Raw genomic sequence first — 18,341 nt, forward strand, 5'->3', positions numbered from 1 at the left:
CAAAACGGCTGCAAGCGCAGGTGGAACATGCGCTGACAGCTATCAAAAACAAAGCAAGAAAGCACGCAGAGGGGGCTACCTTCTGCGTGCTTTTTTGTGGTCGGGCGCTTTGTTGGTGATGGCTGAAGGCATGCGTGGGGCGGGTCTGCCACCCGCTGGCGCGATGCTTGCTGCAGGTGCGTGATGGCGAGTTGCCGTTATGGGCAGCGGCGCGCCAATGTTGGCGGGCGATTTGTACGCAAACGTAACGGAAAGCGCTATGCTGAGCGGGCCCGCCACGGCGCGCGGCCCGTCGGTGGGTGGACATTCCTTTTTTGGCGCCGTTCTCCACAGGAGTTCTGCAATGGACCGAGGTTTCAACGCGTCGCGCACGTGCATGGGTGGCCGCCCCATCATCACCAGCGCGAGCTGCTGTGCGCCTGCCGTGTGGTCTGCGACGCCAACCGGGGCGCAGCCCAGGCCACACCTGAGTCTGCCGCGCGCTCTCCGTATGCCCCTTTCCAACCGCTGGTGCGCTGCCAGCCGGGCGCAGCCTGTTTGCTTGTTTCCCTCAGGAGTGTTGTCATGAACCAGTTCAAGATTTCCACCCGCCTGGCGGGTTTGCTTGCGGCCTTGTGTCTGCTGGTGTTGCTGGTGGGCGTGGCGGGGCTGTATGGCATGGGCAATTCCAATGCCGGGCTCAAGTCGGTATACGACGACCGGGTGGTGCCGCTCAAGCAGATCAAGGTGGTGGCGGACATGTATGCGGTCAACGTGGTGGACACGGCCCACAAGGTGCGTGATGGCGCGCTGACACCCGCACAGGGCCTGCAGTCGGTGGCCGATGCGCGCAAGGCCATCGAGGCCAACTGGAAGGCCTATCTGGCCACCCAGCTGGTGCCGGAGGAAACGCAGTTGGTCGAGCGCTTCAAGCCGCTGCAGGCCAAGGCAGATGCGGCCACCGATGTACTGGCGGGGCACTTCAAGTCGGGCGATGTGGCGGCCCTGACCGCGTTTGCGGCCAAGGAGATGTACCCCGCCATCGACCCATTGCAGGAGGTGCTGGGCCAGCTGATGCAGGTGCAGCTGGACCGTGCCAAGGCCGAGTACGACAGTGCGGCCGCCAGCTACCAGACCATCCGCGCACTGGCGGTCACGGCCGTGGTGGCGGGCATCGTGCTGGCGGTGCTGATGGGCGGCGCCATGATCCGGCAGATTTCGCGCGCGCTGGGCGATGCGGTGCAGATCACCGACGCGGTGGCGCAGGGCGACCTGACCGTGGCGATCCACGCGCGGGGCAAGGACGAGATCGCCCAGTTGCTCAGCGGCCTCACCGCCATGCGGGACAACCTGGCGCATGTGGTGTCGGGCGTGCGTGGCAATGCCCAGGGCGTGGCGTCGGCCAGTGCCGAGATCGCATCGGGCAACAACGACCTGTCCATCCGCACCGAGCAGCAGGCCAGCGCGCTGCAGGAAACCGCTGCGTCGATGGAGGAGCTGAGTTCCACCGTCAAGCAAAACGCCGACAACGCGCGCCAGGCCAACCAGCTGGCGATGAGCGCATCCACCGTGGCGGGGCAGGGCGGCGATGTGGTGGCCGAGGTGGTGACCACGATGAAGGGCATCAACGACAGCAGCAAAAAGATCGCCGACATCATCAGCGTGATTGACGGCATTGCGTTCCAGACCAACATCCTGGCGCTGAACGCGGCCGTGGAGGCCGCCCGCGCGGGCGAGCAGGGCCGGGGCTTTGCGGTGGTGGCGGGCGAGGTGCGCAATCTGGCCCAGCGCAGCGCCGAGGCGGCCAAAGAGATCAAATCGCTCATCACTGCCAGCGTGGAGCGGGTCGAGCAGGGCACCCAGCTGGTGGACAAGGCGGGCATCACCATGACCGAGGTGGTGGGCGCCATTCGCCGCGTGACGGACATCATGGGCGAGATCAGCGCGGCCAGCAGCGAGCAGAGCACGGGCGTGTCGCAGGTGGGCGAGGCCGTCACGCAGATGGACCAGGTCACCCAGCAGAACGCGGCACTGGTCGAGGAAATGGCGGCTGCTGCCAGCAGCCTGAGCCACCAGGCCCAGGCCTTGGTGGGGGCGGTGGCGGTGTTCAAGCTCACGGCCGACCAGGCACGGGCATCGCAGCCTGGCGGCGCTGTGGACCCGGTGCCGCGCCCTGCGCCCGCCGCGGACACGCGCAAGGCGGCGATGGGTGGCCATGCGGCGGGCAGCAAGGCAACCCTTGCTTTGCGCTCTCCCTCTGCTCCTGCCGCCAAAAAGGCACCTGCTGCCAGTGCCACCCCCAAGGCCGCGGGCGCCGCACCCAAAGCAGCCCCACAAGCAGTGGCTGCCGGTGCCGAGGACGACTGGGAGAGCTTTTGACCGACGGCAGGCCATGCCTGCACCGTTTGTAAGCGTGACGCCCCGTTTTGGGGCGTAGACTTCCCCAAGTTGGTTCGGTGCTTGGCACTGCGCCGACAGCGCCCGCGATGTAGCACCCCAGCCCGAGCGTGCGCTGCACGCGCGGGGCCTTGTGCGCTGTTTTGATATCCCCACGGCTCACACAGGGGGCCGCACCCATGCCCCCACCGGCGCAGCGCTTGCGCAGTGGGCCGTCGACTCTCTTGTGATGATTCAAATTGATAAAATCATATTTATCATAAATATAATATAATTATCACATTCCAGCCGCTGATTCCTTGTTGTCCCGCGCAGGTGCGTGGCACCACATCGGCGCACCCATGGCTGGCAAAAGCCCCCATAAAAACCACGAAAGATTCCCATGAGCAACCTGAAAATCGGAGCGCGCCTGAGCCTGGCCTTTGGCCTTGTGCTGTTGATCACCGCCACCATCGCCGCCACCGGCGTCTGGCGACTGGCGGTACTCAAGGAGGCCAGCAGTCGCATTGCCACTGTCGAAATGGAACGCAACGCCCTGGCGCAGGAGTGGAAGGCGGCCATCGACCTGAACTGGGTGCGGGCGTCGGCGTCGCTCAAGGCCACGGATGCGGGCTACATCCAGTCGCTCACGGCAGACATGGCCACCACGTCCCAACGGGCCAGCGAGGCGCAAAAGAAGCTGGAGGCGCTGGTGGACGACCCCACCGAAAAGGCGCTGATGGAGCGTGTGGCGGTGACCCGCAAGGCCTATGTGGACGCGCGCGCCAAATTGCTGGAGCGCAAAAAGGCTGGGGAAGACGTGTTTGCGCTGGTGGACAGCGACCTCAAGCCCCTGGCCACCGCTTACCTGCAGTCGCTGGCCGATGTGGCGGACAACACGCACAAGCAGCTCGATGAGTTCGAGGGCGCCATCATCCAGGCCGCAGGCACCAGCCAGTGGGTGCTGGCGCTGGGGGCGGTGGTGTCGGTGGTGCTGGGCGCATTGTTTGCGCTGTGGACCACGCGTTCCATCGTGGGGCCGGTGCAGCGTGCGGTGCAGGCGGCCGATGAAATCAGCCACGGCAATCTGTCGGTGCAGATTCCCGACGTGGGCAACGGCCGCAATGAGATGGCCCAGCTGCTGCGCTCGCTGGACGAAATGCAGCAAAACCTGTCGCGCATCGTGGGGCATGTGCGCTCCGGCTCCGAGAACGTGGCCACGGCGTCGTCGGAGATCGCCCAGGGCAACAACGACCTGAGCGCTCGCACCGAGCAGCAGGCCAGCGCCCTGCAGGAGACGGCGGCATCCATGGAGCAGCTCAATTCGACCGTGCGCCAGAACGCCGACAACGCCCGCCAGGCCAACCAGCTTGCGCAGAGCGCATCGACGGTGGCCGTGCATGGCGGAGAGGTGGTGAGCCAGGTGGTGGACACCATGAAGGGCATCCACGACAGCAGCAGCAAGATCGCCGACATCATCGGTGTGATCGATGGCATTGCCTTCCAGACCAACATCCTTGCGCTGAACGCGGCCGTCGAAGCGGCGCGTGCGGGTGAGCAGGGCCGGGGCTTTGCAGTGGTGGCGTCCGAGGTGCGCAGCCTGGCGGGCCGTTCGGCCGACGCGGCCAAGCAGATCAAGACCCTGATCAACGACAGCGTGGAACGCGTGGCCGCAGGCACCACGCTGGTCGATCAGGCGGGGGCAACCATGACCGAGGTGGTGGGCTCGATCAAACGTGTCACGGATTTGATGGGCGAGATCAGTGCCGCCAGCTCTGAACAAAGCCAGGGTGTGACCCAGGTGGGCGAGGCTGTGACGCAGATGGACCAGGTCACCCAGCAAAACGCTGCCCTGGTGGAAGAAATGGCCGCCGCCGCCGCCAGCCTCAACAACCAGGCGCAGGACCTGGTGAGCACGGTGGCGTTCTTCAAGCTGTCGCCAGCGCAGGCTGCGCAGCCGGCTGCGTCTGCCTCTGCGTATGTGCCCAAGGCTGCAGGCCCATCTCCGGCCTTGGCCGGTTCCAGCCGACCAGCCCCTGTGGCCCAGTCCAAGGTGCCGCCCCTGCGTGCGGCCGCCAAGCCCGCACCGGCTCTTGTGTCAACGGCGCCAGCTCGTTCGGGCAGCGGCAATGATGCTGACTGGGAGAGTTTTTGACAGTGACTCGCCGCCCTCGGCAGGCGTGACGGGCCCTGCCTTCGCCGTGTGTTGATTCAAACCTGGCTTTGATCTCGTCCGCGCGTCCTGCCTGACCACTGCAGGTCAGGCGGCCCTGAAGGGGCTTCGCGCTTGCAGGTCGCCGAGGTAGCTTTCCACGCCCGCGCCTTCGCGGTCCAGAAAGCGCTGCACCGCCTCAGCAAATGCCGGGTGTGCCAGCCAGTGCGCGCTGGTGGCCTGCACGGGCAGCAGCGCGCGGGCCATCTTGTGCTCGCCCTGGGCTCCCCCCTCAAACCGCACGGCACCGTGGGCGATGCACCACTGCAGCGGCTGGTAGTAGCAGGCCTCGAAGTGCAGGCAGTCCACACGTTCCAGCGCGCCCCAGTAGCGGCCATAGGCCACCAGCTCGGAGCGTGATTCGGGGCGTGATTCAGCGTCTTTTGGGGCTGAAGCGCTAGATGCATATGCGCCGGTAGCTATCAAACTGCTAGCAATAGGCCGCCCGTCCCTCTCCCCCACAAACAGCAGCCAGGCCTCGGGCATGTCCGCTGCCATGCGGGCGAAGAAGTCGCGCGTGAGGTAGGGCGGGTTGCCGTGCTCCAGGTAGGTGCGCTCGTAGCAGCGGTAGAAAAAATCCCAGTCTGCAGCGCTGATGTCCGCCCCGCGTGACCAGCGGAAGGTGACTCCGGCATCGGCAACGCGGCGGCGCTCCTGGCGGATCTTCTTGCGTTTGTCTTGCGACAGGCTGGCGAGGAACTGGTCAAAGTCCTGGTAGCGCGGGGTTTCGCCGTCGGTGGCGGCTACCCCCTGGGCCACAGGGAGCGTGGGCCGCTCATTCTTCCAGTGAAACTGCACGGTGTGCCGCAGCATCAGGTCTTGTTGCGCGCTGGTCAGCACATCGTCATCGCTGGCAAACAGCACATGCACGGACGACACGTCTTCTTGCTCGCACCACTGGCACACCGCCTGCACCAGCAGGGCGCGCGTGGCGGCATCGCGGGCCAGCAGCCGGCTGCCCGGCACGGGCGTAAAGGGCACGGCAATGACGGCCTTGGGGTAGTAGGGCACACGGTGCTGCTCGTAAGCGCTGGCCCAGGCCCAGTCAAACACATATTCGCCGTACGAATGGCTCTTGAGGTACAGGGGGCAGGCTGCCACCAGGGTGTCGCCGTCCCACAGCGTCATGAAGCGGGGCGTCCAGCCGGTACGCGGCGTGGCGCTGCCGCTGCTTTCCAGCGCGGCCAGGTATTCATGCCGCATGAAGGGCGTGGGGTGGCTTTGCTGCGCCAGCAGGTGGTTCCAGGCGGCAGTGTCCACGTCCAGCACGGAGGGGAGCACGCGGGCGATAATGGCAGCTTCAGCCATGCAGGCCCCTGTGATGCACCTTTGATTGCGGGCCTGCAACGGCGGTATTCAACCTGGCCGCAGGGGCCGATTCCAGTTCCATGACGCTCTCCATTTGCACTGCGCAGCTCAACTTTGTTGTGGGCGACATGCCCGGCAACGCCCAAAAGATCATTGCGGCAGCCCGCGAGGCCTATGCCCAGGGCGCTCGCCTGTTGTTGACACCGGAGCTGGCCATCTGCGGCTACGCGGCCGAAGACCTGTTCCTGCGCCCTGCCTTCATTGCGGCCTGCGATGATGCCGTGAAAACCGTGGCCCGCGAGACTGCGGGGTTGAAAGGCCTGGCCATCGTGCTGGGCCATCCACAGGCCATGGCCCCTGGCGCCCAGGCCTTCAGCGTCTGCTTCAACGCCGCCAGCGTGATGCGCGACGGCAAGATCGAGCAGACCTATGCCAAGCGCGAGCTGCCCAACTACCAGGTGTTTGACGAGCGGCGCTACTTCGTGCCCGGCAGCAAGCCCTGCGTGTTCGAGGTGGAGGGCGTGAAGGTGGGTGTGCTGGTGTGCGAAGACGCCTGGTTTGCCACCCCCGCGCGCGATACCGCTGCCGCCGGTGCGCAGTTGCTGGCAGTCATCAATGCATCGCCTTTCCATCTGGGCAAGGGCACAGAGCGCGAGGCCACCATGCGCGCCCGTGTGGTCGAGACGGGCCTGCCGCTGGTCTACGCCCACCTGGTGGGCGGGCAGGACGAGGTGGTGTTTGAAGGCCGGTCGTTTGCGCTGGCCGCCGACGGCTCGGTCGCGGCCCGGGCCCCTGCTTTTGTGGAAAAACTGGTCTATGCGCTAGTCGAATCTGCCCAGGGTGCTATCAAAATTACAGCAGAGGTTGCCCCAGAGCGCACGCTGGAGGCCGACCTGTGGGATGCCCTGGTGCTGGGTGTGCGCGACTATGTGGGCAAGAACGGCTTCCCGGGCGCGCTGCTGGGGTTGTCGGGCGGCATCGACTCGGCGCTGGTGCTGGCGATTGCGGTGGACGCGCTCGGTGCCGACAAGGTCCGCACGGTGATGATGCCGTCGCCCTACACCGCCGACATCAGCTGGATCGATGCGCGCGACATGGCCGCTCGCATGGGCGTGCGCTATGACGAGATTTCGATCAAGCCGCAGTTCGAGGCCTTCAAGGCCGCGCTGGCCACCGAATTCGCCGGGCTGCCCGAAGACACCACCGAAGAAAACCTGCAGGCACGCATCCGGGGCACGCTGCTGATGGCGCTGTCCAACAAGTTCGGCGCCATCGTGCTGACCACCGGCAACAAGAGCGAGATGTCCACCGGCTACTGCACGCTGTACGGCGACATGGCCGGCGGCTTTGCCGTGATCAAGGACGTGGCCAAGACCCGGGTGTTTGATCTGGCCCGCTGGCGCAATGCCAACGACCCGTATGGCACCTGCGCCAGCCCCATCCCTGAGCGCATCATCACCCGGCCGCCCAGTGCCGAGCTGCGACCCGACCAGAAGGACCAGGACAGCCTGCCGCCGTATGAGGTGCTGGACGCCATCGTGGCCCGCTACATGGAAAATGATGAGCCCATCGAGTCCATCATCGCCAGCGGCTTCGCCCGGGCCGATGTCGAGCGCGTGACGCGCCTGATCAAGCTCAACGAGTACAAACGCCGCCAGGCGCCGGTAGGGATTCGTGTCACGCGCCGCAGCTTTGGCAAGGACTGGCGTTACCCTATCACCAGCAAATTCAGGGCGTGACGCTTCGGCGCCGTGCCCCCAGCCCGATTTTTTACATCCTCCAGGAGACCCGCCATGAAAATGATCACCGCCGTCATCAAGCCCTTCAAGCTCGAAGAAGTCCGCGAAGCCCTGGCCGAATGCGGCGTGACCGGCCTCACGGTGACCGAAGTGAAGGGTTTTGGCCGCCAGAAAGGCCATACCGAGCTGTACCGCGGCGCGGAATACGTGGTGGACTTTCTGCCCAAGGTGAAGGTCGAGGTCGTCGTCAAGTCCGAGGATGTGGACCGCTGCGTGGACGCGATCGTGAACGTGGCGCGCACCGGCAAGATCGGTGACGGCAAGATTTTTGTGACCGCCGTGGAGCGCACGGTGCGTATTCGCACGGGCGATCTGGACGACGCAGCGGTGTGAGGTGACAACCCCCTGAGTCGTTTCTTACCTTGCCCTTTCTCTTGAACGGCTGCGCCATTCGAGAAAAGGGAGGCAACGCCAGCGCAAGCAAGCGAAGCGCCGAATGCGCAGCCTGTTGGCCCTTGCTCGGTGGCCTTGGCTTGTGGGCCGCTCCAGTTTCGGAGTGCGGGGGAGTCAGATCACCGAGCGCAGCGGGACAGGCGCTTGGTCGGGCCCCGCGTCTTGCACCAGCGCGCGCAGCAGGCCCTCTGCATCGGTGGATGCGTGCAACAGGCCCATCTGCCATTCACCCATGAAGCCACTGGCCACGCTGCCCTGCAAGAAACCCAGCAGGCCATCATAGTAGCCCCCCACGTTGAGCAAGCCCAAGGGCTTGTCGTGGTAGCCCAGCTGGCGCCAGGTCCACACTTCAAACAGTTCTTCAAAGGTGCCGATGCCGCCGGGCAAGGCGAGGAAGGCATCGCTGCGCTCTGCCATCATGGCCTTGCGTTCGTGCATGGTCTGCACGATGTGCAGCTCGTCACATTGGCGGTTGGCCAGCTCCTTGTCCACCAGCGCCTGCGGTATCACCCCCACCACCCGGCCGCCCGCCAGACGCGTTGCCTCGGCCACCGTGCCCATCAGGCCACTGCGGCCACCGCCGTATACCAGTTGTCCGTTGTGGGCGCCGATCCACTGGCCCACTGCCTGCGCCGCCTGGGCATAGGCGGGGTTGTCGCCGGGGCGCGATCCGCAATATACGCACACAGAAAAAGTGGGTTCAGCCATGGAAAAACCTCTGAAACAATGCGGCGGCCCAGATGCCGATGCACAGCAGCAAGGCCAGCAGAACCGCTGCGCTGCCCATGTCCTTGGCGCGTTTGGACAGGTCATGCCACTCGGGCCCGATGCGGTCGATGGCGGTCTCGATGCCCGTGTTGAGCAACTCCACAATCATCACGATGACCACGGAGCCCGCCAACAAGGCGACTTCGACCCAACTGCGGCCCAGCCAGAGCGACAGCGGCAGCAGCACCATGGCGGCGATGGCCTCCTGGCGGAAGGCCTTCTCGTTCCAGCCGGCCCGCAGCCCTTCCATGGAATAGCCGGCGGCATGCCAGATGCGGTTGAGACCCGTGCGTGCCTTTTGGGGGTTGGCCGGGGCCGCTGAAGGAGGGGAAGAGGGTTGCATGCGCTTATTTTTTGGGAATTTCGTAGTGCACCAGCCGGGTGCCAGCCAGCGCGTCGTGCCAGAACTGCCGCGTGGGGTGGAACCGGCTGAGCAGCGCCCAGATGGCCACCCAGCCCAGCACGATCACGGCGGACTCGCCTCCCGACAGGGAAAATGGTGCGATTGCCGCCAGCGGCGGCAGAAACCACAGCCAGCTCAATACATACCGCAACAAGGCGCGCGGCTGGCTGATGGGTTGCCCTGCAGTGCCCACCACGCGGATGTGCCAGGTTTTCTGTGCGAGGGTCTGGCCTTTGGCCCAGAACCAGGTGAAATAAATACCGAACACCACAAAGAGAAAGGCTTGCAGCGCATGGCGGTTGTCCATCGCATTGCGCGTCTGGCTCAGCGTGCCAAACAGGTACCCGGCGATAAAGACCACGCCGAACATCAGCATGCCTTCGTACAGCCAGCAGGCCATGCGCCGCCACAGGTTGGGCGTGGGGCCGCCCGCAAGGACACCGCTTGATGCGTTGGCCGCAGGCTGGGGCGTGGTGGGAGAGGGAGAAACGGACATTCCAGGTCAGGCCCGTCGGGCCAGGGCAGGTTGAAACCTACTGAGGATACAGGCCGGAGGTGTCAGGTGTTACCGCGGGGGTGCCGGGCGAGCCCGTGCTGTCGGCTCCGCCAGAGCCCAGGGGCGGAAGTACAGCAGGCACCGCACTGGGGATCGCCACGGGCGCTGTTTCCACGCCACCCATCGAGGTTGCCGGCGCTGCGGATGCGGGGGTGGATGGCATCGCAGGCGCCGTCGGCTGAGGCACAGGGGCCGCAACGCGGGGCGAGTGGTCTACCACCGGTGGAATCTTGGGGGCGTTGGGCCGATCGGGGTTGGCTTGCGTTGCTGCGGGCACCTGGGCCAGCTTTTTGGGCGAGACAGGGCGCAGGGCCGTGGCAGCCCCATGGGGATTGGGGGTCGCCTTGGAGGCCAACGCCTTGCGCTCTTCGTCAGACAGTGCCTGGTAGGCCTCCCACTGCGCCCGTTTGTCGTCCCCAGCCAGGCGCTTGGTGACCGCGTAGTTCAAGCGTGCCTGGTTGCGCTGCTGGGCACTCAGATTGGCCCAGTCGGTGATGCGGTCATGGAACTTGCGTTGTTCCTCTTCCGAAAGACTGGGGTAGTTGATGGCCAAGTCGAGCCAGCGGCGTTTTTGGGCTTCGCTGATCAGCGCCCAGCGTTCCGACAGCGGATACAGCGCCAGTTTTTGCGCCGTGGTGAGCGTGCCCCAGCCTGGTCCTGATTCCGTGGCAGGGGGCATGTTCACGGCAGACAGGTCTGTGCGGGCGTTATTGGGGCGGGCCACTGCGGCCTCAGCGCCCGCCTGGAGCACTGTGCTGGGGGCCATGCGCATCTGCACCAACGCCTGCCAGCCACCAGCAGTAAGCGCACCCAGAAGCGCCAATGCCAGCACGAAGGCTGGCAGCGTGGAGGGGGCTTCAGAGGGGCTTGGGTGCATGCAGTCCAGAGTCAGGCAGGTCAGTTTGACTGCGCGGAGGTCTTGAGGAATTGTACGAAGCCTGGGTCCGAATAAGCGGCGGGAGGCAGGTCATCGGTCAGCAGAGCGGCATCTACCTCGGCCACATCGTTGGCACTGCGTTCGTCCTGCGCGATGTTGATGACCACCAGTCCCACGACCAGCGCCAGCAGAGGCACGGCGGACACCAGGGCATTCCACCAGCCACCGCCTTCGCCGCCACGGCCCAATGTGGCGGTGCTGCCTGCGTTGACCACCACTGCTGCGGAGGCGGTGCGATGCACTGGCGCGGTGACTTTACGTTTGGCCAACGCCTGCATGCGCGAGGCGCGCAGCCGCTCGGAGATGTCATAGGGCAGGGCGTCGGTGCCGCTGGACAGGCGCGCCGTGACGCGCAGCGCAAAGCGCTCGGCAGCAGCTTCAGCTTGGGTCGGTGGGGTCTGTACAGTGTTCTTCATGGCTCGATTCCTTTGGCCTTCAGTGCCTTGCTGAGGGTTTGTATGGCGCGAAAGCAGTGTGTTTTGACACTGCCTTCGGAGCAGCCCATGGCGGCAGCCGTCTCTGCGACGTCCATTTCCTCCCAATAACGCATCAGGAACGCTTCCCGTTGACGTGGTGGCAACTCTGCAATTTCTTCTTCAATGCCCTGGAATATCTGGGCCCGGCGGGTCAGGTCTTCCGCGCTTTCGGCTTTGTCGCCGTCTTCTGTCCCCGAGTACGCTTCGAGCAGATCAAAATCCGTGCCATCTTCACCTGGGCCTTCGAAGTCGCTCATGCTCGAAAACAGTGCATTGCGCGTCTTCTGGCGGCGAAACCAGTCCAGGGTGCAGTTGGAAAGAATCCGCTGGAAGAGCATGGGCAGTTCGCCCGCCGGTTTGTCCCCGTAATGCTCGGCCAACTTGAGCATGCTGTCTTGCACGATGTCGAGCGCCGCTTCCTCGTTGCGAACGTGGTAGACCGAGCGCTTGAACGCGCGCTTTTCTACGCTTTTGAGGAAATCGGAAAGTTCTTGTTCGGTTGCCAAGACGGGTCAGCCCGGGAGGAGATCGGCGCAGATATCTGCAGTTTCGCAACTCAACGGCGCCGTAAAACCGCAGATTATCGCACCCGCCGGAGTTTTTTTCGGCTGCGGAGCGTTTTGTGAGTGTTGCAGTGCGATAATCCACCTGCAATTCAAAAGGCAAACGGGTCACGGTCCGGCGCGGCAATCATCCCGCCTATGTCCTTGGCCTCAAGTTCCAAGCTGGCTTCACAAGAGCGCGTGCGAGGGGCACCCAAGGTTTTTCGTCAGAGAAATTCACAAAGGTTGATCGATCATGGAAATCTCCAAGGCTGAAATCTCTTCAGCAGCTGCTGCTTCGCAGGGCAACACATCTCCCGCTTCCGGTTCGCAGGACCTCATGGGTTCTGAGATCCTCATCAAGGCCCTCCAGGCAGAGAACGTCCAGTACATCTGGGGCTACCCTGGCGGCGCGGTTCTGTACATATACGACGCGCTCTACAAGCAAGACACCATCCAGCACGTGCTGGTGCGTCACGAACAGGCCGCCGTGCACGCTGCCGACGGCTACGCTCGCGCCACGGGTGAAGTCGGCGTGGCCTTGGTCACTTCGGGCCCCGGCTTGACCAACGCCGTGACCGGCATCGCGACCGCGTACATGGATTCGATCCCCATGGTGATCATTTCTGGTCAGGTGCCCACGCCCGCCATCGGGCTCGATGCCTTCCAGGAGTGCGATACGGTCGGTATCACCCGCCCCATCGTCAAGCACAATTTTCTCGTCAAGGACCCGCGCGACCTGGCCGCGACGATGAAGAAGGCCTTCCATATTGCCCGTACCGGCCGCCCAGGCCCTGTGGTGGTGGATGTGCCCAAAGATGTTTCCTTCAAGAAGGTGCCTTACACCGGCTACCCGCAAACGGTAGAAATGCGCTCGTACAACCCCGTACGAAAGGGCCATGGCGGACAGATCCGCAAGGCCCTGCAGCTGCTGCTGGCGGCCAAGCGCCCTTACATCTATACGGGCGGCGGCGTGCTGTTGGGCAACGCCACCAACGAGCTGCGCACGCTGGTGGACATGCTGGGCTACCCGGTCACCAACACGTTGATGGGCCTGGGGGCCTATCCGGCCAGCGACCGCAAGTTCCTGGGTATGCTGGGCATGCACGGCACCATCGAAGCCAACAACGCCATGCAGAACTGCGACGTGCTGCTGGCAGTGGGTGCGCGCTTTGACGACCGGGTGATCGGCAACCCCAAGCACTTCGCGCAGAACGACCGCAAGATCATCCACGTCGATATCGACCCGTCGAGCATCTCCAAACGCGTGAAAGTCGACATCCCGATCGTCGGTGACGTGAAGGACGTGCTCACCGAGCTGATTTCCATGATCCGCGAGAGCAGCACCCGCCCTGACGCCGGTGCCCTGGCTGCTTGGTGGGACACTATTGAAGGCTGGCGCAAGCGCGAGTGCCTGAAGTACAGCATGGGCAGCGGCGATGTGATCAAGCCACAGTATGTGGTAGAGACGCTGTGGAACATGACGAAGGATGGTGATACGTACATCACATCCGACGTGGGGCAGCACCAGATGTGGGCGGCGCAGTACTACCGCTTCGACGAGCCGCGCCGCTGGATCAATTCCGGTGGTCTGGGTACGATGGGTGTGGGCATTCCCTATGCCATGGGGATCAAGCTGGCAAAGCCACAGTCCGAAGTGTTTTGTATTACGGGCGAAGGCTCGGTGCAGATGAACATCCAGGAACTGTCCACCTGCCTGCAATACAACACGCCGATCAAGATCTGCTCGTTGAATAACCGTTATCTGGGCATGGTGCGCCAGTGGCAGGAGATCGAATACTCCGGTCGGTACAGCCACAGCTACATGGACGCGCTGCCCAACTTCGTGAAGCTGGCCGAGGCCTATGGCCACGTAGGTATGCTGATCGAACACCCCAAGGACGTGGAGCCTGCGTTGCGCGAAGCACGCAAGCTCAAGGACCGCACGGTGTTTATGGACTTCCGCACCGACCCCACCGAGAACGTGTTCCCGATGGTGCAGGCCGGCAAGGGCATCACCGAAATGCTGCTGGGGTCGGAAGACCTTTAAGCCAAATCGGCCTCAGGCGCATGTTTTTCATGCGCTACCAGCTATCGAATAGATAGCATCTAAATTTTTGACGAATCTATTGCCTGCCAAGCCCATGCATTACCGTGCATGGGGGAGGGCAGCAAAAAGAGGAATCTCTTCATCATGAAACACATCATTGCTGTCTTGCTGGAAAACGAGCCTGGTGCTCTTTCCCGCGTCGTGGGGCTGTTCTCGGCCCGTGGCTACAACATCGAGTCGCTCACCGTGGCGCCCACCGAGGATGCATCGCTGTCGCGCATGACCATCCAGACCACGGGCTCCGATGACGTGATCGAGCAGATCACCAAGCACCTGAACCGCCTCATTGAAGTGGTCAAGGTGGTTGACCTCACCGAAGGTGCCTACACCGAGCGTGAGCTCATGATGGTGAAGGTGCGCGCGGTGGGCAAAGAGCGCGAGGAGATGAAGCGCATGGCGGATATCTTCCGTGGCCGCATCATCGACGTGACCGAGAAGAGCTACACCATCGAGCTGACGGGTGACCAGTCCAAGAACGACGCGTTCCTGCAAGCCATCGACCGCACGGCCATCCTGGAAACCGTGCGCACGGGCGCCAGCGGCATCGGCCGGGGCGAGCGCATTTTGCGTGTGTAAGACAATTCACCCCGTTTTTCCCATTTCAATCCCCCCAACAACGCATTTCAACCGGAGCGACCCATGAAAGTTTTCTACGACAAAGACACCGACCTGAGCCTGATCAAGGGCAAGACCGTGGCCATCATCGGCTACGGCTCGCAGGGCCATGCCCACGCACAAAACCTGAACGACAGCGGCGTGAAGGTGGTGGTCGGCCTGCGCAAGGGCGGTGCCTCGTGGGACAAGGTCGGCAAGGCTGGCCTGAACGTGCTGGAAGTCAACGACGCCGTGAAGGCCGCTGACGTGGTCATGATCCTGCTGCCCGATGAAGACATCGCAGCCGTGTACAAGAACAACGTCGAACCCAACATCAAGCAAGGCGCTTCGCTGGCCTTTGCCCACGGTTTCAACGTGCACTACAACCAAGTCGTGCCCCGTGCTGACCTGGACGTGTGGATGGTCGCCCCCAAGGCCCCAGGCCACACTGTGCGCAACACTTACACCCAAGGCGGCGGCGTGCCTCACCTGGTGGCCGTGCACCAAGACAAGTCCGGCAAGGCCCGTGATCTGGCGCTCTCCTACGCAGCAGCCAATGGCGGCGGCAAGGCCGGCATCATCGAGACCAACTTCAAGGAAGAAACCGAGACCGACCTGTTCGGCGAACAAGCCGTGCTGTGCGGCGGTGCGGTGGAGCTGATCAAGATGGGTTACGAAACCCTGGTCGAAGCCGGCTACGCGCCCGAAATGGCCTACTTCGAATGCCTGCACGAGCTCAAGCTCATCGTGGACCTGATCTACGAAGGCGGCATTGCCAACATGAACTACTCGATCTCGAACAACGCCGAATACGGCGAGTACGTGACCGGCCCTGAAGTGATCAATGAGCAGTCGCGCGCTGCCATGCGCAATGCCCTCAAGCGCATCCAGAACGGTGACTACGCCAAGATGTTCATCCAGGAAGGCCGCCTGAACTACCCATCGATGACGGCCCGCCGCCGCAACACGGCCGACCACAGCATCGAAAAGGTGGGCGGCCAGCTGCGCGCCATGATGCCCTGGATCGCCAAGAACAAGCTGGTCGACCAGACCCGCAACTGATGTTTCGTTTCTGAAGCGTCAAAAGGCCACTTCGGTGGCCTTTTTCATTGGCGGGCGGCATGGTGGGCAGGCGCTACACTGCGGCCTTCGCCTTTTGCGCGCTTGGCAGTCGGTATTCCTGCGGGAAATGGTTCAATACTATAAATTTAATAGCTGCTTGTGCAATACTTGCAAGCGCTGGAGGTCTGTTTGATGCATGACGGCAATGAGTCCACCGAGAACCCCGGTGTGATGGTGCGCAAAAGGCGCAAAGGCATCTACATCCTGCCCAATCTGTTCACGCTGGCGGCGCTGTTTGGGGGCTTTTACTCCATCGTCATGGCCATGAATGGCCGGTTTGATCAGGCGGCGGTGGGCGTCTTCTGCGCGATGGTGCTCGACAGCCTGGACGGGCGCGTGGCCCGCATGACCAATACCCAGAGTGCGTTTGGCGAGCAGATGGACTCGTTGTCCGACATGGTGTCCTTTGGTGCTGCGCCTGCCCTGATTGCCTATGAGTGGTCCCTGCAGGGTCTGGGCCGCTGGGGCTGGATTGCTGCGTTTGTGTACTGTGCCTGTGCGGCGCTTCGCCTGGCGCGCTTTAACGTGAATACGGGCGTTGTGGACAAGCGCTATTTCCAGGGGCTGCCTTCACCAGCCGCTGCGGCCTTGGTGGCAGGATTTATCTGGTTGATGACCGAGCTGGGCGTGCGTCCCGGCGAAGACCACTGGCTGACATGGAGCCAGGTGACCTGGATCATGTTCTCCTTCACGCTGTATGCAGGGCTCACCATGGTGACCAATGTGCCGTTCTACAGCTTCAAGGATGTGCAGATGAAAAAGAGCGTGCCTTTTGCTGCCATCGTGCTCATCGCGCTGGGCATCGCTGTCATCAACATCCACCCCCCTATCGTGCTGTTTGGTGTGTTCGTGTTCTATGGCCTGAGTGGTTATGGTGTGTACGCCTGGCGCAAGGCCAAAGGGCAGCACAGCAGCGTGATCAGCACCTCTACCGACGAACCTGACGAGCGCGGTCTGCACAAGTGATGACCGTGATATCCGGCCAGTTGTGCTACATTGCGCCATATGAATTTGTTTGCTCTGGCGCTACTGCTACCTCCCCACGGGCGGAGACAGTAGGCGCACGCGCACACTTTCCACAAAGGCCCGTTTGCACCCGCGACGGGCCTTTTGTTTTGGGCGCCAGATTTCTACGTTGCGGGGCCCCACCCACTGATACCAGGAGAACAACATGGCTGACAAACTGATCATTTTCGATACCACCTTGCGCGATGGGGAGCAGTCTCCCGGCGCCTCGATGACCAAGGACGAGAAGCTGCGCATTGCCCGCCAGCTCGAGCGTCTGAAGGTGGATGTGATCGAGGCCGGTTTTGCAGCCAGCTCCAATGGCGACTTTGAAGCCGTGCAGGCGATTGCCAACGCCATCAAGGAGTCCACCATCTGTTCCCTGTCTCGGGCCAATGATCGTGATATTTCACGCGCTGCCGAGGCCCTCAAGGGCGCGGCGAGTGCCCGTATTCACACCTTCATTGCCACTTCGGCGTTGCACATGGAGAAAAAGCTGCGGATGACGCCTGACCAGGTGCTGGAGCAGGCCAAACAGTCGGTCCGTTTCGCCCGCAACCTGGTGGGTGACATCGAGTTCAGCCCTGAGGACGGCTACCGCAGCGACCCCGACTTTTTGTGCCGCGTGCTGGAAGCCGTGATTGCAGAAGGTGCCACCACCATCAACGTGCCCGATACCGTGGGCTATGCCGTTCCGGAGTTGTACGGCAACTTCATCAAGACACTGCGCGAGCGCATCCCCAATAGCGACAAGGCGATCTGGTCGGTGCATTGCCACAATGATCTGGGCATGGCAGTGGCCAACTCGCTCGCCGGTGTGAAGATTGGTGGTGCGCGGCAGGTCGAATGCACCATCAACGGTCTGGGTGAGCGCGCCGGTAATTGCTCCCTCGAAGAGGTCGTGATGGCAGTCAAGACCCGCCGTGACTACTTTGGCCTTGAACTGGGGATTGATACCCAGCACATTGTCGCAGCCAGCCGCATGGTCAGCCAGACCACTGGTTTTGTGGTGCAGCCCAACAAGGCCGTGGTGGGTGCCAACGCATTTGCTCATGCCAGCGGTATCCACCAGGATGGCGTGCTCAAGGCACGCGATACCTACGAGATCATGCGGGCGGAAGATGTGGGCTGGAGCGCCAACAAGATCGTGCTGGGCAAGCTCAGTGGTCGTAACGCCTTCAAACAGCGCCTGCAGGAACTGGGTGTCAGCCTGGACAGCGAAACTGAAGTCAACACCGCTTTCACGCGCTTCAAGGAATTGGCCGATCGCAAGAGCGAGATCTTTGACGAAGATATCTTGGCACTGGTGAGCGACGAGAGCGTGACTGCTGAAAAAGAGCAATACGGGTTCGTATCCTTGTTCCAGCAAAGCGAAACCGGTGAGCAGCCCCGTGCGCGCATCGTGTTCACCGTGGATGGGCATGAGGTGCGCGGCGAGGCCGAGGGCAACGGTCCTGTCGACGCCTCGCTCAAGGCCATCGAATCGCATGTGAAGAGTGGCGCCGAAATGGTGTTGTATTCCGTCAATGCCATCAGTGGCTCTACCGAGAGCCAGGGCGAGGTCACAGTGCGGTTGCAGAACAGCGGGCGTGTGGTGAATGGTGTGGGCGCGGACCCAGACATCGTCGTGGCGTCGGCGAAGGCCTACCTTAGCGCTTTGAACAAGTTACAAAGTAAAGCCGATCGGGTGGCCGCACAAGGCTGAGTGATCAATTTATAATTCACTCACTTTCTCGGAAAGTCGCGCAAGGTATTGATCTT

The 18,341-nt window shown here is 62.9% G+C and carries 16 protein-coding genes; 9 read left to right on the forward strand and 7 right to left on the reverse strand.

The genetic code is table 11. The features are described 5' to 3' along the window. The first annotated feature begins 564 nt into the window (after window positions 1-564). Window positions 565-2,358, forward strand: a complete 1,794-nt coding sequence (locus IB236_RS13995; RefSeq protein ID WP_192421217.1) for a methyl-accepting chemotaxis protein — start codon at window positions 565-567, stop codon at window positions 2,356-2,358. A 400-nt stretch (window positions 2,359-2,758) separates the two neighbouring features. After that, on the forward strand, window positions 2,759-4,510 hold the full coding sequence (locus IB236_RS14000) for a methyl-accepting chemotaxis protein (RefSeq protein ID WP_192421218.1): 1,752 nt from the start codon (window positions 2,759-2,761) through the stop codon (window positions 4,508-4,510). A 105-nt stretch (window positions 4,511-4,615) separates the two neighbouring features. On the opposite strand, the gene IB236_RS14005 is transcribed toward IB236_RS14000, so the two are convergent. Next, window positions 4,616-5,875, reverse strand: a complete 1,260-nt coding sequence (locus IB236_RS14005) for a GNAT family N-acetyltransferase (protein ID WP_192421219.1) — start codon at window positions 5,873-5,875, stop codon at window positions 4,616-4,618. Between the two features lie 80 nt (window positions 5,876-5,955). Between IB236_RS14005 and IB236_RS14010 the strand changes: the two genes are divergently transcribed. After that, on the forward strand, window positions 5,956-7,614 hold the full coding sequence (locus IB236_RS14010) for an NAD+ synthase (RefSeq protein WP_056067341.1): 1,659 nt from the start codon (window positions 5,956-5,958) through the stop codon (window positions 7,612-7,614). 54 nt (window positions 7,615-7,668) lie between these two features. Next, a complete protein-coding gene (locus IB236_RS14015; RefSeq protein ID WP_015013651.1) occupies window positions 7,669-8,007 on the forward strand; it encodes a P-II family nitrogen regulator in 339 nt (112 codons plus the stop codon). 174 nt (window positions 8,008-8,181) lie between these two features. Here IB236_RS14015 and IB236_RS14020 read toward each other — a convergent pair whose 3' ends face one another. From IB236_RS14020 to IB236_RS14045, 6 genes are read right to left on the reverse strand one after another with little or no spacing between them, the layout of a single operon-like run. Further along, complete coding sequence (locus IB236_RS14020; protein ID WP_056067344.1) at window positions 8,182-8,775, reverse strand: TIGR00730 family Rossman fold protein; 594 nt, start codon at window positions 8,773-8,775, stop codon at window positions 8,182-8,184. After that, window positions 8,768-9,178: a diacylglycerol kinase gene (locus IB236_RS14025; protein ID WP_056067346.1), complete on the reverse strand. Its 411-nt coding sequence runs from the start codon at window positions 9,176-9,178 to the stop codon at window positions 8,768-8,770. Before IB236_RS14025 ends, IB236_RS14020 begins: the two co-directional genes overlap by 8 nt. Window positions 9,179-9,182: 4 nt before the next feature. After that, window positions 9,183-9,734 carry an RDD family protein gene (locus IB236_RS14030; RefSeq protein ID WP_082522553.1) on the reverse strand — a complete coding sequence of 184 codons (552 nt, stop codon included), beginning with the start codon at window positions 9,732-9,734 and terminating at the stop codon, window positions 9,183-9,185. A 37-nt stretch (window positions 9,735-9,771) separates the two neighbouring features. Further along, window positions 9,772-10,671, reverse strand: coding sequence for a DUF3106 domain-containing protein (locus tag IB236_RS14035; RefSeq protein ID WP_056067350.1), 900 nt, complete (start codon window positions 10,669-10,671; stop codon window positions 9,772-9,774). Window positions 10,672-10,691: 20 nt separating this feature from the next. Continuing rightward, window positions 10,692-11,147 carry a DUF3619 family protein gene (locus IB236_RS14040; protein ID WP_099729939.1) on the reverse strand — a complete coding sequence of 152 codons (456 nt, stop codon included), beginning with the start codon at window positions 11,145-11,147 and terminating at the stop codon, window positions 10,692-10,694. Further along, window positions 11,144-11,713, reverse strand: a complete 570-nt coding sequence (locus tag IB236_RS14045) for an RNA polymerase sigma factor (RefSeq protein ID WP_056067354.1) — start codon at window positions 11,711-11,713, stop codon at window positions 11,144-11,146. Before IB236_RS14045 ends, IB236_RS14040 begins: the two co-directional genes overlap by 4 nt. 292 nt (window positions 11,714-12,005) lie before the next feature. Here IB236_RS14045 and IB236_RS14050 point away from each other — a divergent pair, with 292 nt between their 5' ends. From IB236_RS14050 to IB236_RS14070, 5 genes are all read left to right on the forward strand, one after another. Then, window positions 12,006-13,799: an acetolactate synthase 3 catalytic subunit gene (locus IB236_RS14050; protein WP_056067357.1), complete on the forward strand. Its 1,794-nt coding sequence runs from the start codon at window positions 12,006-12,008 to the stop codon at window positions 13,797-13,799. Between the two features lie 144 nt (window positions 13,800-13,943). Continuing rightward, the gene (gene ilvN / locus IB236_RS14055) at window positions 13,944-14,435 is read left to right on the forward strand and encodes an acetolactate synthase small subunit (RefSeq protein ID WP_015013659.1); all 492 of its coding nucleotides are present in this window, start codon (window positions 13,944-13,946) and stop codon (window positions 14,433-14,435) included. A 63-nt stretch (window positions 14,436-14,498) separates the two neighbouring features. Then, window positions 14,499-15,515, forward strand: coding sequence for a ketol-acid reductoisomerase (gene ilvC, locus IB236_RS14060; protein WP_056067358.1), 1,017 nt, complete (start codon window positions 14,499-14,501; stop codon window positions 15,513-15,515). A 192-nt stretch (window positions 15,516-15,707) separates the two neighbouring features. Next, window positions 15,708-16,541, forward strand: a complete 834-nt coding sequence (gene pssA / locus IB236_RS14065; RefSeq protein ID WP_056067359.1) for a CDP-diacylglycerol--serine O-phosphatidyltransferase — start codon at window positions 15,708-15,710, stop codon at window positions 16,539-16,541. Window positions 16,542-16,746: 205 nt separating this feature from the next. Next, window positions 16,747-18,285, forward strand: a complete 1,539-nt coding sequence (locus tag IB236_RS14070) for a 2-isopropylmalate synthase (RefSeq protein WP_121943206.1) — start codon at window positions 16,747-16,749, stop codon at window positions 18,283-18,285. The last annotated feature ends 56 nt before the right edge of the window (window positions 18,286-18,341 follow it).

The sequence above is a fragment of the Acidovorax sp. ACV02 genome, from assembly GCF_014851475.1.
In the GTDB taxonomy this organism is placed as follows: Bacteria; Pseudomonadota; Gammaproteobacteria; order Burkholderiales; family Burkholderiaceae_C; genus Acidovorax; species Acidovorax delafieldii.